This window comes from Mesorhizobium sp. M1163 (assembly GCF_040318415.1).
Lineage (GTDB): Bacteria > Pseudomonadota > Alphaproteobacteria > Rhizobiales > Rhizobiaceae > Mesorhizobium.
Map to the genome: position 1 here is coordinate 1 of NZ_JAMYMF010000044.1, position 14,423 is coordinate 14,423.

The following is a 14,423-nucleotide window of genomic DNA, read 5'->3' on the forward strand; positions in this document are numbered from 1 at the left end:
ATCTCCCCCACGAGGAGGGAGATTGGCAGCTTCGGCGGTTGCTCTAAACTTCCAAAGCTCCAATCGCTTCCGCTGGACTCGTGTTACCCGGTGCCGGACAATACATCTTCATCGACTGAGTCCTTGTAAGGCGGCGCGAAAAAACCATGGCGGATGAGAGACTTCCACGCGATCCCTTGCTGCGCGAGGCCTATGCGAAGGCGTCGCGGGCCGAGCAGGCGGCGCGTCGGTTCATTCATCTGCGCGTGCATTCGGCCTATTCTCTGCTCGAAGGCGCCTTGCAGCTCGGCAAGATCGTCGGCCATGCGGTGCAGGACGAGTGCCCGGCAATCGCCGTCACCGACACCAACAATCTGTTCGGCGCGCTGGAATTCGCCCAGAAGGCGGTAAAGGACGGCATTCAGCCGATCATTGGCTGCCAGATCGACCTCGCCTTTTCCGGTGAGGCGAGCGACAGCCAGCGCGACCGCAGGCGGCAAGGACCGGAGATGCGGCCGGTCGTCCTGATCGCCGCAACCGAGGCCGGCTACGGCAATCTGGTCAGGCTGGTCAGCCGCGTCTACCTCGAGACACCGCCCGGCGAAGCGGTGCATCTGACGACCGAGATGCTGCAGGGCAACTCCGACGGTCTGATCTGCCTTACGGGCGGGCCGCGAGGCCCGATCGGCAATGCCTTGAAGGAGGACCGCCGCGAACTCGCCGAGACCCGGCTCCTGGCGCTCAAGGGCCTGTTCGGCGACCGGCTCTATGTCGAGCTTGAGCGGGTCTCCGGCTATGACCGTGCCATCGAGCAGTCGTCGGTCGACCTCGCCTACCGCCACGATCTGCCGCTGGTTGCCACCAACGAGGCGTTTTTCTTTTCTCGTGAGGACTATGAGGCGCATGACGCCCTGATCGCCATCGCCGAAGGCTCCGTGGTTGCGGCCGACAATCGCCGCCGCCTTTCGCCCGACCACTTCCTGAGAAGTCAGGCCGATATGGCGAGGCTGTTCGCCGACCTGCCGGAAGCAATCGACAACACCGTCGAGATCGCACTGCGCTGCTCCTACTATCCGAAGACCCGCAACCCGATCCTGCCGCGCTTTGCCGGCCGCGATGTCGCCGACGCCGACGCGGCGGTTAAAGCGGAGGCGCAGGAGCTTGCCCGGCAGGCGCATGAAGGGCTGGAGGCACGGCTGGCGGCGCATGGGCTCACACCCGGCTACACGGCCGACCAATATCGCGAAAGACTGGATTTCGAGCTCGGGGTCATCGAGAAGATGAAATATCCGGGCTATTTCCTGATCGTTGCCGACTTCATCAAATGGGCCAAGGCGCAAGGCATTCCGGTCGGGCCGGGCCGCGGTTCGGGCGCCGGCTCGCTGGTTGCGTATTCGACGACCATCACCGACATCGATCCGCTGCGCTTTTCGCTGCTGTTCGAGCGCTTCCTCAATCCCGACCGCGTGTCGATGCCCGACTTCGACATCGACTTCTGCCAGGACCGGCGCGAGGAGGTCATCCGCTACGTCCAGCAGAAATACGGCCGCGACCAGGTCGGCCAGATCATCACCTTCGGCACGCTGCAAGCACGCGCGGTGCTGCGCGACGTAGGCCGTGTGCTGCAGATGCCTTATGGTCAGGTCGATAAACTGAGCAAGATGGTGCCGTCGAACCCGGCCAATCCGGTCAAGCTCGCCGACGCCATCGCCAACGAGCCGCGCTTTGCCGAAGAGGCCGAGCGGGAGCCGATCGTGCAAACGCTGCTCGACACGGCGCAGAAACTGGAAGGTCTCTACCGCCACGCCTCGACGCACGCCGCCGGTATCGTCATCGGCGACCGGCCGCTGTGGGAACTGGTGCCGATGTACCGCGATCCGCGCTCGGACATGCCGGTCACCCAGTTCAACATGAAATATGTCGAGCAGGCCGGGCTGGTGAAATTCGACTTCCTTGGGCTGAAGACGCTGACCGTGCTGGACAGGGCGGTCAAGCTGATCCGCCGCCGCGGCATCGAGATCGATCTCGCCCACATTCCGCTCGACGACCCGGAAACCTACGCCATGCTGTCGCGCGGCGAGGTGGTCGGCGTGTTCCAGGTGGAAAGTGCCGGCATGCGCAAGGCGCTGATCGGCATGCGGCCCGACTGTATCGAGGACATCATCGCGCTGGTCGCGCTCTACCGGCCGGGGCCGATGGAGAACATCCCGACCTACAACGCCAGAAAGCACGGCGAGGAGGAGATGGCGTCGATCCACCCGAAGATCGACCATCTCGTCAAGGAGACGCAAGGCGTCATCGTCTACCAGGAACAGGTGATGCAGATCGCGCAGGAGCTTTCCGGCTATTCGCTGGGTGAAGCCGATCTGCTGCGCCGCGCCATGGGCAAGAAGATCCGCGCCGAGATGGACAAGCAGCGCGAGCGCTTTGTTTCCGGTGCGGTCGAGCGCGGCGTCGGCAAGCCGCAAGCCGACTTCATCTTCGACCTGCTGGCAAAGTTCGCCGACTACGGTTTCAACAAATCGCATGCTGCCGCCTATGCCGTCGTGTCGTACCAGACCGCCTATCTGAAGGCGCATTACCCGGTCGAATTCCTGGCCGCATCGATGACGCTCGACATGGGCAATACGGACAAGCTCGCCGATTTCCGCCAGGATGCGCTGCGCCTCGGCATCGAGGTGGTGGCGCCGTCGGTGATGACGTCGTTCCGGGATTTCGAGGTCGGCGAGAACCGCATCTTCTATTCGCTGGCCGCGCTCAAGGGCGTCGGCGACGCGGCGGTCGAGCACATCGTCGCCACGCGCGGCGAAAAACCGTTCAAGAGCCTGGCCGATTTCTGCGAAAGGGTCGATCCCAAGATCGTCGGCAAGCGCGTCTTCGAAAGCCTGATCATGGCCGGCGCGCTCGACTGCTTCGGTCATGACCGCGCGGCGATGATGGCCGGCGTCGAGCGGATGATGGGGCTGGCGTCCTTGGCGCAGCAGAATGCCGTCACCGGCCAGCATGACATTTTTGGCGCTTCGCTTGGCGCACAGTCGCAGGCGCTCAACCTGCCGGCGACCGACCCCTGGCTCGCCGCCGACCGCCTGCACCGCGAATTCCAGGTGGTCGGATTCTATCTCTCGGCGCATCCGCTCGATGAATACAAGGCGGCGCTGCAGAAAATGCGGGTGCAGACCTGGGGCGAGTTTTCGGCCGCCGTCAAACGCGGTGCTGCCGCCGGCCGGCTCGCTGGTACGGTCACCACCAAGCAGGAGCGCAAGACGCGCACCGGCAACAAGATGGGCGTCGTGCAGTTTTCCGACACGTCAGGCCAGTATGAAGCGGTGCTGTTTTCCGAGGGGCTGGCGCAATACCGCGATCTGCTCGAACCCGGCCGCTCGGTGGTGATCACCGTTTCGGCCGAGGACAGGCCGGAAGGCGTCAATCTGCGCATCCAGACCGTGCAGTCGCTGGAGGACGAGGCAAGCCGCATCCAGAAAGCGCTGCGCATCTTCGTCAGAAATGACGCACCGGCATCGACAATCCAATCGCAACTTGGGCAGCGTGGCGACAGTCAGGTGAGCATCATCGTCATAAAGGAAGGCGGCGAGGGCGAGGTCGAGATTGAGTTGCCCAACCGCTACCGCGTCTCGCCGCAGATCGCGTCGGCGATGCGCGCTGTGCCAGGCGTGGTGGAAGTGGAGCTGGTGTAGCCGGCTGCCCGGCTGGCAACACCGGACGGCTGGTGGCCCAAACGTTATCGCAGTCGCCATGAATGCAATAGACAAGAGTGGAGCGCAGGATTCTTCAGCCTTGGCCCGGCTGCGCGACATGCTGCGCAAGCTGTATCACGGGCGCACAGCGGCGGCGTTCCGGTTTCAGCTTGCGGCTGTTGTCATCGACCTCGCCATCATTGCCTTTTTTATTGCCACGCCGGTGATCCAGAAGTCATCCTCGTTCCTCTGGCTGGACTACTCCGTGGCAGCACTCGTCGCCGCCGACATGATTGCCCGGCTGCTTGCCTCCAACGACATGCTGCGCCTGATGAGACAGCCGGCGTCGTGGATCGATGCCTTCATCCTGCTGACTCTGCTGATGCCTACGGCGCTGGCCAATCTCGGTTTTTTGCGCATCCTGCGGCTGTGGTCGCTGTCGCGTAGCGGCGCGCTGTGGCGATTTCTCGAGATGCGCGGCTTCAGGCGATGGCGCGAGGCGAGCCGCGCGGTCATCAATTTCCTGACGTTCCTCTTTGTCATCACCGGCTTCGTCTACACCTTCTTCTTCCGCACCGTGGGCGGTCTCGAGGGCTATGTCGATGCGCTGTATTTCACCGTCGCCACAGTTACCACGACCGGCTTCGGTGACATCGTCCTGCCCGGCGTGGCCGGCAAGCTCACCGCGATCGCCACCATGATCATCGGCATATCGCTGTTCGTCAGGCTTGCGCAGGCGCTCTTCCGTCCCACCAAGGTGTTCTTTCCTTGCCCGCAATGCGGGCTGCAGCGGCACGAGCCCGACGCCGTCCATTGCAAGGCCTGTGGGCACGTTCTGAACATACCCGACGATGGCGATTGAATTGCAGGGCTACGATGCTGCGACCTCAGCCGGTTTGGCGGCTTTTTTCTGCAGATTGAGCAGATTGCCGAGCAGGATCAGCGCGCCACCGCCAGCGGTGAAGGCGTCGATCTGCTCGTGATAAAGCAGCCATCCGATCACCGCCGACAGCGGTACGCGCAAAAAGTCCATTGGCGAGATGACCGTCGCATCGGCATAGACAAGTGCGCGGGCCATGCAGAAATGCGACGACATGCCGGTAAACGCGATCAGCAGGATCCACGGCCAGAGCTCGAGCGGCGGGTTGCGCCATTCGTATAGCGCCGGGACGAGGCCAAGCACCGACTGGATGATCAGCATCCAGAAGATAATGCGCACGACGCTGTCCGTCCGCGTCAGCGACTTGACGAGAACCACCGAGACGCCGAAGCAGACTGCGGCTCCCAGCACGATAACATGCCCCGGATTGACCGCACCGACGCCCGGGCGCACGATGATCATCACGCCGATCAGCCCCAGCACGATTGCCGCAAGCCGTGGCCGGGAGAGCCTTTCGCCGAGGAAAGCGACCGCCAGCAGGGCGGTCCAGATCGGCGTCGTGAATTCGATCGAGATCAGCACCGCAAGCGGGATCAGCGTCAAGGCGTAAAGCCAGGCAGCCTGGCCGGTATAGTGGACGACGTTGCGGGCAATATGGGCCAGCGGACGCCCGGTGCGCATCGCCGGAAAACCGCCTGACATCATGACCAGCGGCAGCAGGATGAAAAAGCCGATCACCGAGCGCAGCTCGAGCACCTGGAAGACGTTGAGCTCTGCCGTCGTGGCCCGGCCGGCGACCGACATCGCCAGGAACGAGGCGATCGACAGCGCCATCCAGAACGCGGCCTTGGGGATCGAGGGTGCGGGTGCCATGGGCGCTATGTCGCAAGCCGGGGCTTTCATCGCAACCGCTAGCCGACGCATTCGACTGGGCCAGCCGTGAAGCGTTGCAAACAGTGATGTTGAAGCCGGAACCCGCCGCTGAGGGAAGCGTTGGTCCCTCAGTGTTTGCGTGCCGTGTTTTGGATACCAAAGAGGAGCGGTCCGATGAAATCACTCGCACGATTTGTACTTGCCGGCTGCCTGACGGCCGGGGCCGGCGCAGCGCATGCCGACGATCCGGATTTTCTTCGCTCATTCCAGGGGAATTTCGCCGGCAAAGGCATCGTCAAGGTCACCACCGATGCGCCGACGGTGAATGTCTCCTGTCACTTCAATTCCGACGCGACTTCGAACTCATTGTCGCTCGACGGCAGCTGCCGCGGTCTTATTTTGGTAACGCGCGACATCAGCGCGGACCTCAGGTCCAACGGGACGAAATACAGCGGCACCTATGTCGGATCGCGCACCGGGCCGGCGCAATTGAGCGGCAGCCGATCCGGCAACGCAATCAATCTCGGCATCCGTTGGGCCAAGGAGGTCAATGGCGATCGCAAGGCGCAAATGACGGTCGAGAAGAACGGCGAGGACGGCATGCGGCTGACCGTTATCGACGTCGACCCGAAAACCGGCGAGCGCGTGATTACCAGCCGGATCGATCTGCGGCGCACTTAGCACTATCACTCCTCGATCGGTTCGGGCGGGTGCGCATCACGGCCCTTGCCGAAGGTATAGCCGGTTTCCACCGCCCGGCGGCCGAACTTGCCGCGCAGTGTGTCGATGGCGCCTTCGGCCATGGCGCGCTTGCGTGACTGGACGTCGACCAGATCGGGCGGGTCCGCCCGGTCATCGTCGGAGAGATCGCTGACGCCAATGCCGAGCAGCCGGTATTTCGTGCCGTCCGCTTCCTTGCGCAGCAGCTCGAGCCCGGTCTGAAAGATGCGGTCAGCCAGCCGGGTCGGATCGCCGAGTTGGCGATTGCGCGTGCGGATCTTGAAATCCTGGGTCTTCAGCTTGAGAACGACGGTGCGTCCGGCAATGCCGGATTTTTTCAGCCGGGCCGAGACTTTCTCCGCCAGCGCCCTCAGCACCGAAACCAGTTCGTCGACGGAGGCGATGTCGGTGTCGAAAGTGGTTTCCGCCGAGACGCTTTTCGCGTCCTGGTCGGGAACGACGCGGCGGTCGTCGTCGCCGCGCGAAAGCCGGTAGAGCCGGTCGCCCATGACGCCGAAGCGGCGCATCAGGTCGCCGCGTTCCATGTGCTGCAGCTGGCCGATGGTGCGGATGCCGTCGCGCTCGAGCGTGGCGGCAAAGGCCTTGCCGACGCCCCAGATCAACGTCACCGGCTGCTCGGCCAGGAAGCCGATAGCCTCGGCCTCGCCGATCACCGAAAAGCCGCGCGGCTTGCGGAAGTCCGAGGCCACCTTGGCCAGGAACTTGCAGTAGGACAGGCCTGCCGAAACGGTGATGCCGATCTCCTTTTCGACGCTGAGAGCGAAGCGCGCCAGCACCACCGCAGGCGGCAGGCCATGCAGGCGCTCGGTGCCGGCGAGGTCGAGGAAGGCCTCATCGATCGAGAGCGGCTCGACCAGCGGCGTCAGCGCCTGCATCATGGCGCGCACCTCGCGGCCGACGCGGATGTATTTTTCCATGTCCGGCGGGAGGACCACCGCGTCCGGGCAGGCTTCGAGCGCCTTGAACATCGGCATTGCCGAGCGCACGCCATGGATGCGGGCGATATAGCAGGCGGTGGAGACGACGCCGCGCTTGCCGCCGCCGATGATCAACGGCCGGTCCTTCAATGCCGGGTTGTCGCGCTTTTCGACCGCCGCGTAGAACGCGTCGCAATCGATATGGGCAAGGCGCAGCCGGTAAAGCTCGGGATGGCGCGCAAGCCGCGGACTGCCGCAGCGCTCGCAACGGCGTGCCTCGCTGCGCTGAAAATTCAGGCAGTCGCGGCAAAAACCGTGTTCGGGATTGTTGACAGGGGCCGCCATCGCTGCGAACATAAAGAGAACAAATGCAATGGTACGTCAGGACGGACGCCACGACAAGGCGGTGGGCCGGGAGAGAGCTCATGAATACGACCATAGCGCCGCTAGTGCCCGAGCTTTGGGCGGATTTCGAAGATCTTTTCGGTAAGCAAGGCGCCTGCTACGGCTGCTGGTGCACACATTTCCGGCTGTCGCCGGCAGCGCGCCGCGCAAGCGACCGGGAGCGCAACAAGGATCATATCAAGGCCCGGATCGAGGCCGGGCCGCCGCCCGGCCTGCTGGCCTTCGAGGGTGGTCAGGCGGTCGGCTGGATGCAGATCGGCCCGCGCGCCGATGTGCCCGAATGGAACAACCAGGGCAGGGGGTCGGCGCCGCTCGACCCCGTCGATGCCAGCGATCCAGGCGTCTGGGCGATCTCCTGCTTTTTCATCCGCGCCAGGGCACGCGGCAGGGGCCTGTCGCACCGCCTGGTCGCAGGCGGCATCGACTTCGCGCGGGAAAATGGCGCGCGGCTGCTGGAGGCGTGCCCGATCGACCTGTCGAAGGATTCGCGCTCGATCGGGCTGTTCGTCGGCTCGTCGCGGGTCTTCGAAAAGGCCGGCTTCCAGCGGCTGGTCGAACGCAAGCCGGGCCGGCCGCTGGTGCGGCTGGTGCTGTAACGGCCGCCGCAACACATAGGCCTTCTCTTGCGGCTGTGATGGTATTTCCCTACCAGTGATAGAAACGGTTTGAGGACCGCGAGTAAGTGAGGATCGACATGAAGCGCGTTTTGCCACTTGTTTTACTTCTTGCCTGCAGCGCACCGGCCTTCGGCCAAGCGGTCGACAGGCAAGGGGCGAAGCAGCTTTCCGACGATCTGGCGCACTATATCGGCAGGAAGCTGTTCGATACCGGGTTCGTGAAAATTTCAGTCGACGGCGATGCCTACAAGCTCGCATTCGACTTCAAGCCAGTCACGGATTTGATGGCAAAGCAGCAAGCCTTCAAGTTCGACATCACGCCTTACTTCATCTTGGTCAAGCCGCGCAAAGATGGACACTGGGACGTTTCGGCGGACGTGTCCCCGAAGGGGTCTATCGATTTCGTTGGCCCTGAGGGGGCGCAGCACATCGACTTCTCCGTGTCGGACAACAAGTTCACCGGAGTTTATGACCCCGACCTGGCCGCTTTCGCGAGCGCAACCGGTTCGATGGCTGGCATGACGATGACCACCCGAGAGCCCAAGCAGCAGGCGGATGTCACGGTCGGTCCTGGCACTGCCGTAATAGTTTCGACCAAATCCGCAAACGGCGGCGTCGATTTCACGGTGACGGAAAAAATAACGAACTTCGCCGAAACGATCAAAGTCAACGATCCCAAAAGTGGGTTGAGTTTTCCGGCTGCTGTAAAAGCGCCTGAACTTTCCGTGGATGCGGCCGGCAAGGGTTTGCGGACAAAGCCGCTGCTCGACCTGCTTGCTTTCATCGTGGCGACTGATGATGCAGCCAAATTCAAGGCGGATGGGGCGGAGTTCAAATCGCTGCTGACGGCAGCACTGCCGTTGTGGGAGCGGATCGACGGCACCTACGGCTTCAAGGACCTTGTGGTGGAGAGTCCGGTCGGCAAGTTCGGTGCGACGCAACTGAATACCGCTGTCGGCATGGACGGCATCGCCAAGGAAGGCAAGATCAACTACGCGTTCAAGGTTTCCGGCCTGACAATACCGCAGCAGGTGCTGCCCAGCTGGAGCGTTGCGTTGCTGCCGACGGATATCGACCTCAACTTCGGCGGCGCCAACATCGATCTGGACAGCATGGCGAAGAAAACCATCGAAACCCTTGATTTCAGCAAGGATCCACCGCTGCCGGCAGATTTCGGCAACCAGATCTCCGCCGATTTCCTGGCCAAGACGCCAAAGGCCATTCTCGGACACAGCACGATCAAGAACGGCAACATCGAGATTGCGATGGAAGGCGAGATGACCTTCCCCGGCAAGAAGCCGCGTGCGGACGTGACAATCGACATCACCGGCTACGACAAGATCGTGGAGACCTTGCAGACGGCGGCGAAGACGGACCCGCAGGCCGCGCAGTATTTTACCGGCGCGCTGGCGATCAAAGGGTTCGGCAAGACGCTGCCGGACGGCCGGCTTGAATGGGTGATCAACACCAAAGCCGACGGTTCGGTGACGGTCAACGGCGCCATGCTGAAGCCGGCCGACCCCGTTGGGACGGACAACAGTGGGGAAGAGGCAACGCCATAAAGCACCAGCAGCGGCCCATCGTCGGCGGCAGGTTCTTCGATCTGCCCGCAGTCTCGGGATCGTCGCCTATATCGAATGCTCATGATTGTCGTCGCCGAGCGGCAGCGCCCGCAACGCCTTGCCCACTGCGGCGGGTGGCGTTCCGGTCTCCTCGGAAAAACGCATCAGCGTCGGCTCGTGGGCGAGGATGAACTGCAGCACGCCGGCCAGGAAACCCGGCTCGCCGGCCGCCCGGCGGATGGAATGGGCCTCGATGCCGGTGATCGCCAGGAAGCGGGGCAGAAGTTCCGGATCGGCGGCGACGAAGCCCAACGCCTTTACGGCAATGGTTTCGGCTTCCTCGCGCATTGACGCTGCGTTTGCCATCGCTACTTTTCCTTCGTGGGCGGAATCGTTCTGTTTTCGCAGTAGTGGCAAGTGTTGCCGGCAGCAAGCTCGCCGACCTGGAATCCGAACGCTTTTCCGGCGGCCGGTTTCCGTTTCGTCAATCATATTGCCGTATAGTGGGAACAGGTTTGGTGCGTGCCGACAAGGGGCGCATGACGGCACCCTTCGAGTGGAAGGCCAGCCGGGACGGGAAATCGATGCCTAAAAAGGTTATGATCGTCGAGGACAACGAGCTCAACATGAAGCTCTTTCGCGACCTGATCGAAGCGAGCGGCTACGAGACGGTGCGTACACGCAACGGCCTGGAAGCGCTGGATCTGGCGCGGCAGCACAGGCCGGACCTCATCCTGATGGACATCCAGCTGCCCGAAGTGTCCGGCCTCGAGGTGACCAAATGGTTGAAGGAGGACGATGATCTCCACGTCATCCCGGTCATCGCCGTCACCGCCTTCGCGATGAAGGGCGACGAGGAGCGCATTCGCCAGGGCGGCTGCGAGGCATATATCTCCAAGCCGATCTCCGTGCCGCGTTTCATCGAAACGATCAAATCCTACCTGGGCGATGCCTGATGTATCTTTCCAGCCGAGCCGGAGCTTTGTGAAATGACCGCGCGGATCCTCGTCGTCGACGACATCCCAGCAAATGTCAGGCTGCTGGAGGTTCGGCTGCTTGCCGAATATTTCGAGGTTCTGACCGCCACCAACGGGCCGGATGCGATCGAGATCTGCGAAAACGGCAAGGTCGACGTCGTGCTGCTCGACGTGATGATGCCTGACATGGACGGGTTCGAGGTCTGCCGGCGGCTGAAGGGCGACCCGGCGACATCGCACATCCCGGTCGTGATGATCACCGCGCTCGACCAGGTTTCGGACCGGGTGCGCGGCCTCGAAGCCGGCGCCGACGATTTTTTGACCAAGCCAGTCAACGATCTGCAGCTGATGACGCGCGTCAAGAGCCTGGTCAGGCTGAAGTCGCTGACCGACGAGTTGCGGCTGCGCGCCTCGACGACGCGCAATATCGGCATCGAGGAGCTGTTGAGCCGCAACTTCGCGGCCGACGACGCGGTGCCGAAGGTGCTGCTGGTCGATGAGCGCAAATCCTCCTTCGAGCGCATCCAGAAGATGCTGCGCGGCAGTGCCGATCTCGACGTCGCCACCGATCCGCATGCCGGTTTCTTTCAGGCTGCCGAGTTGCCCTACGAATGCGTGATGATTTCGACGGCCTTCGCCGATTTCGACCCGCTGAGGCTCTGCTCGCAATTGCGCTCGCTCGATCGCACCCGTTTCCTGCCAATCATCCTTCTGGCGGACGAGGGCGAGGAGGGGCGCATCATCCGCGGCCTCGAACTCGGCATCAACGACTATCTGATGCGGCCGATCGACCAGCAGGAGCTGACCGCGCGGCTGCGCACGCAGGTGCGCCGCAAGCGCTACAACGACCAGCTTCGCGCCAGCGTCACCCAGACCATCGAGATGGCGGTGACCGATGCCCTGACCGGCCTGCACAACCGCCGCTATCTCGACAGCCATCTGCAGACGCTGTTCGACCGCGCCGTGGCACGGCGCCGGCCGCTGTCGGTGATGATCACCGATCTGGACCGCTTCAAGACCATCAACGATACGCATGGCCATGACGGCGGCGACGACGTGCTGCGCGAATTCGCGCGGCGGCTGCGCAAGAATGTGCGCGGCATCGACCTGGCCTGCCGCTTCGGTGGCGAGGAGTTCGTGGTGGTGATGCCGGACACGGACGGCGCGGTAGCCGAAAAGGTAGCCGAGCGCATTCGCGCCGAAATCGCCCAACTGCCGTTTGCCGTTGGCAGCGAGGGCAAAGCGATCGAAGTCACCGTCAGCGTCGGCGTGTCGTCGGTGCTGAAAGGGGTGGATACGGTCGCTGCGCTGATGAAACGCGCCGACCTCGCGCTCTACGAGGCCAAGAGCGGCGGCCGCAATCGCGTCGTCGCCAAGGCGGCATAGCCCGGACACCAATTAGCCAGTCAACGCGACAAGGTTACGAATTTACCTTAATCCAAGCGATTTGCGAGGCTTGGTTAAGAAACTGTTGATTTTCATAAGTTGGTGCGCAAATGTGCAGCCCTTAGACGTAACCGGCACGAGGCTAGATCGCCGGTTCGACCCGAAGAATACCCCATGATGCTCAGGTCCGCCGCATCTCCTGGGTCCGTGGGGTCGGCCGGCCGGCGCTGGCATATAGTGGCCTCCTCGTACCGCTGCCAAACGCCGGCCGGCCCCCAATTTCAAAACACATCAGGACTCTGTGTCAGCATCCAGAAAATGCTGGCTTTTTGCCGTGACAGGTAGGCCGCCTTTTGATCAGCACGCTGGGGGCGGTACGCATGTGCCTGCAGCCGATTGACAGAGCCTGTCTTCTATGCAGAAATTGGTTGGACCATTGAGCCATTTTTGGTGACCCGTTGGCATGACCGAATTCGGCCTTTCGCCCATACAAGGAACTGCTCGCGACGACGCGGTGCTCAAGGCCCTGGCCGGCTTTGTGATGCGGGAAGCCCTCGGGCCCGGCCAGAGACTGCCGACCGAACGCATCCTTGCCGAGCGCCTCAAGGTGAGCCGCAACACCGTGCGCGAGGCGCTGACGCGCTGGGAAGGGCTCGGCCTGGTCGAGCGGCGGCAAGGCAGCGGCACTTATCTCAAGGGAGTGGTGTCGCTGGACATGCTGCACATGCCGCTGACGCTGGCCGGCGGCAATGATTTCACCAGCCTGATGCAGACGCTGGAAATCCGCCGCGCGCTGGAGGCGGAAGCAGCCGCCCTTTGCGCCGTTCGCGCCGGCCAGGCAAATCTCGTCGAGATCGGGCGCAAGCTCGACATTATGGAGCAGGCCTTCCACACGCGCGCCGGCATGTCGGCGGAGGAGGACTGGGAATTCCACCAGTCGATCTACCGCGCTTCCGGCAATCCGCTGTTCGAGCAGATCATCGCCGCCATGCACGAGCTGTTCCACCGTTTCTGGGAACATCCGCTCGGCGTGCGCGACTTCGGCCACGCCAGCTTCCCTTATCACCGCACCATCTTCGAACGCATCGCCGCGCACGATCCGGAGGGAGCCCGGGCCGAGGCGCTGAAGCTGATCGCCACCGTCGAGGACGATCTGAAACGCGGTGCGGCCAAACTCAAACTCTCAGGCCAGAAATGAACGACCATCCCGCCGGTTTCGAAAACGACTATCTCGCCGAGGCTGCGACGCTTCTCGCCCATGATGAGCCTTTTCCCGGCGGTGCGGTGGTCCCGCCGATCTACCAGACTTCGCTCTTCACCTTCGCCAATTATGCCGAGATGGCCGACACATTCGCCGGCAGGCGACGCCAGCCGATCTATTCGCGCGGTGACAACCCGACGGTGATGGAGTTCGAGGCGCGTGTCGCCGCCCTCGAAGGCGCGCAAGCCGCGCGCGGCTTTTCCAGCGGCATGGCAGCGATCAGCGCCACGGTGCTTGCTTTCGTCAGTGCCGGCGAGCGAATGGTCGTCGTGCGCAACTGCTACGGCGATGCCTACCGGCTGTTCGAACGGCTGTTGCCTCGGCTCAACATCAAGGTCGACTATGTCGACGGTTCCGATCCGGACGCGGTCGCCGCAGCACTTCCCGGCGCCAAGCTGCTCTACCTGGAAAGCCCGACGTCGATGATGTTCGAGCTCCAGGACGTAACGCATTTGGCGCGGCTGGCCAAAGAGCAGGGCATCATCACCTCGATCGACAATTCCTGGGCGACGCCGGTGTTCCAGAAGCCGATTTCACACGGTGTCGACCTGGTGCTGCATTCTGCCTCGAAATATCTCGGCGGCCACAGCGACACAGTCGCCGGCGTGGTGGCCGGTTCGGCCGCCCATATCCGACACATCAACGAGCAGACCTATTCCTATCTCGGCGGCAAGCTTTCGCCTTTCGAGGCCTGGCTGTTGCTGCGCGGGCTGCGCACATTGCCGCTGCGGTTGCCGCACCACATGAAGAGCGGGCTGACCATCGCCGAGCGGCTGAAGGCGCATGGCCATGTCGAGCGGGTCAACCACCCGGCCTATTCCAACCATCCAGGCAAGGCGACGCTTGCCGGCTATGCCGGGCTGTTCTCATTCGAAGTGACGGAAGACGTCGACATCCCGGCTTTCGTCGATGCGCTGAAACTCTTTCGCATCGGCGTCAGCTGGGGCGGCCATGAGAGCCTGGTCGTTCCGGCAAAGGCCTCGCTCGAGCAGACGCCGGGCCTGAATTCGATGGCGCGCTTCGGCGTCAGCCCGCGAACCATCCGCTTCAGTGTCGGATTGGAAAGTGTCGAAGACCTGTGGGCGGATGTCGCCCAGGCCTTCGACAGAGCAAAAAGATAAAAGGAGCCG

12 protein-coding genes are annotated in these 14,423 nt (G+C 62.9%); 9 read left to right on the top strand and 3 right to left on the bottom strand.

The window, feature by feature from the left end; translation table 11 throughout:
- Positions 1-146: 146 nt before the first annotated feature.
- Both dnaE and NKH43_RS30490 read left to right on the top strand, forming a co-directional pair.
- On the top strand, positions 147-3,674 hold the full coding sequence (gene dnaE, locus NKH43_RS30485; RefSeq protein WP_352861296.1) for a DNA polymerase III subunit alpha: 3,528 nt from the start codon (positions 147-149) through the stop codon (positions 3,672-3,674).
- A gap of 58 nt (positions 3,675-3,732) precedes the next feature.
- Positions 3,733-4,536, top strand: a complete 804-nt coding sequence (locus NKH43_RS30490; protein WP_352482189.1) for an ion channel — start codon at positions 3,733-3,735, stop codon at positions 4,534-4,536.
- A 9-nt stretch (positions 4,537-4,545) separates the two neighbouring features.
- Here NKH43_RS30490 and NKH43_RS30495 read toward each other — a convergent pair whose 3' ends face one another.
- Positions 4,546-5,427, bottom strand: coding sequence for a DMT family transporter (locus NKH43_RS30495; protein WP_352640650.1), 882 nt, complete (start codon positions 5,425-5,427; stop codon positions 4,546-4,548).
- 174 nt (positions 5,428-5,601) lie between these two features.
- Here NKH43_RS30495 and NKH43_RS30500 point away from each other — a divergent pair, with 174 nt between their 5' ends.
- Positions 5,602-6,108: a hypothetical protein gene (locus NKH43_RS30500; protein WP_352640652.1), complete on the top strand. Its 507-nt coding sequence runs from the start codon at positions 5,602-5,604 to the stop codon at positions 6,106-6,108.
- 5 nt (positions 6,109-6,113) lie between these two features.
- Here NKH43_RS30500 and NKH43_RS30505 read toward each other — a convergent pair whose 3' ends face one another.
- The gene (locus NKH43_RS30505) at positions 6,114-7,442 is read right to left on the bottom strand and encodes a DNA polymerase IV (RefSeq protein WP_352861299.1); all 1,329 of its coding nucleotides are present in this window, start codon (positions 7,440-7,442) and stop codon (positions 6,114-6,116) included.
- Positions 7,443-7,510: 68 nt separating this feature from the next.
- Here NKH43_RS30505 and NKH43_RS30510 point away from each other — a divergent pair, with 68 nt between their 5' ends.
- Together NKH43_RS30510 and NKH43_RS30515 are read left to right on the top strand one after the other, a co-directional pair.
- Positions 7,511-8,086: a GNAT family N-acetyltransferase gene (locus NKH43_RS30510; RefSeq protein ID WP_352861300.1), complete on the top strand. Its 576-nt coding sequence runs from the start codon at positions 7,511-7,513 to the stop codon at positions 8,084-8,086.
- A gap of 98 nt (positions 8,087-8,184) precedes the next feature.
- A complete protein-coding gene (locus NKH43_RS30515; protein WP_352861302.1) occupies positions 8,185-9,669 on the top strand; it encodes a hypothetical protein in 1,485 nt (494 codons plus the stop codon).
- Between the two features lie 66 nt (positions 9,670-9,735).
- On the opposite strand, the gene NKH43_RS30520 is transcribed toward NKH43_RS30515, so the two are convergent.
- Positions 9,736-10,035, bottom strand: a complete 300-nt coding sequence (locus tag NKH43_RS30520; RefSeq protein WP_292657779.1) for a DUF3572 domain-containing protein — start codon at positions 10,033-10,035, stop codon at positions 9,736-9,738.
- Between the two features lie 173 nt (positions 10,036-10,208).
- Here NKH43_RS30520 and NKH43_RS30525 point away from each other — a divergent pair, with 173 nt between their 5' ends.
- The 4 genes from NKH43_RS30525 to NKH43_RS30540 all read left to right on the top strand — a co-directional run bounded on the left by NKH43_RS30525 (position 10,209) and on the right by NKH43_RS30540 (position 14,414).
- A complete protein-coding gene (locus NKH43_RS30525; RefSeq protein ID WP_348625950.1) occupies positions 10,209-10,625 on the top strand; it encodes a response regulator in 417 nt (138 codons plus the stop codon).
- 33 nt (positions 10,626-10,658) lie between these two features.
- A complete protein-coding gene (locus tag NKH43_RS30530) occupies positions 10,659-12,032 on the top strand; it encodes a PleD family two-component system response regulator (RefSeq protein WP_023720114.1) in 1,374 nt (457 codons plus the stop codon).
- Positions 12,033-12,495: 463 nt separating this feature from the next.
- Positions 12,496-13,230, top strand: coding sequence for a FadR/GntR family transcriptional regulator (locus NKH43_RS30535; RefSeq protein WP_352861304.1), 735 nt, complete (start codon positions 12,496-12,498; stop codon positions 13,228-13,230).
- Positions 13,227-14,414 (top strand): PLP-dependent transferase, encoded by a 1,188-nt coding sequence (locus tag NKH43_RS30540; protein ID WP_352586992.1) that lies wholly within the window; start codon positions 13,227-13,229, stop codon positions 14,412-14,414. The genes NKH43_RS30535 and NKH43_RS30540 overlap by 4 nt, the downstream gene beginning before the upstream one ends.
- The last annotated feature ends 9 nt before the right edge of the window (positions 14,415-14,423 follow it).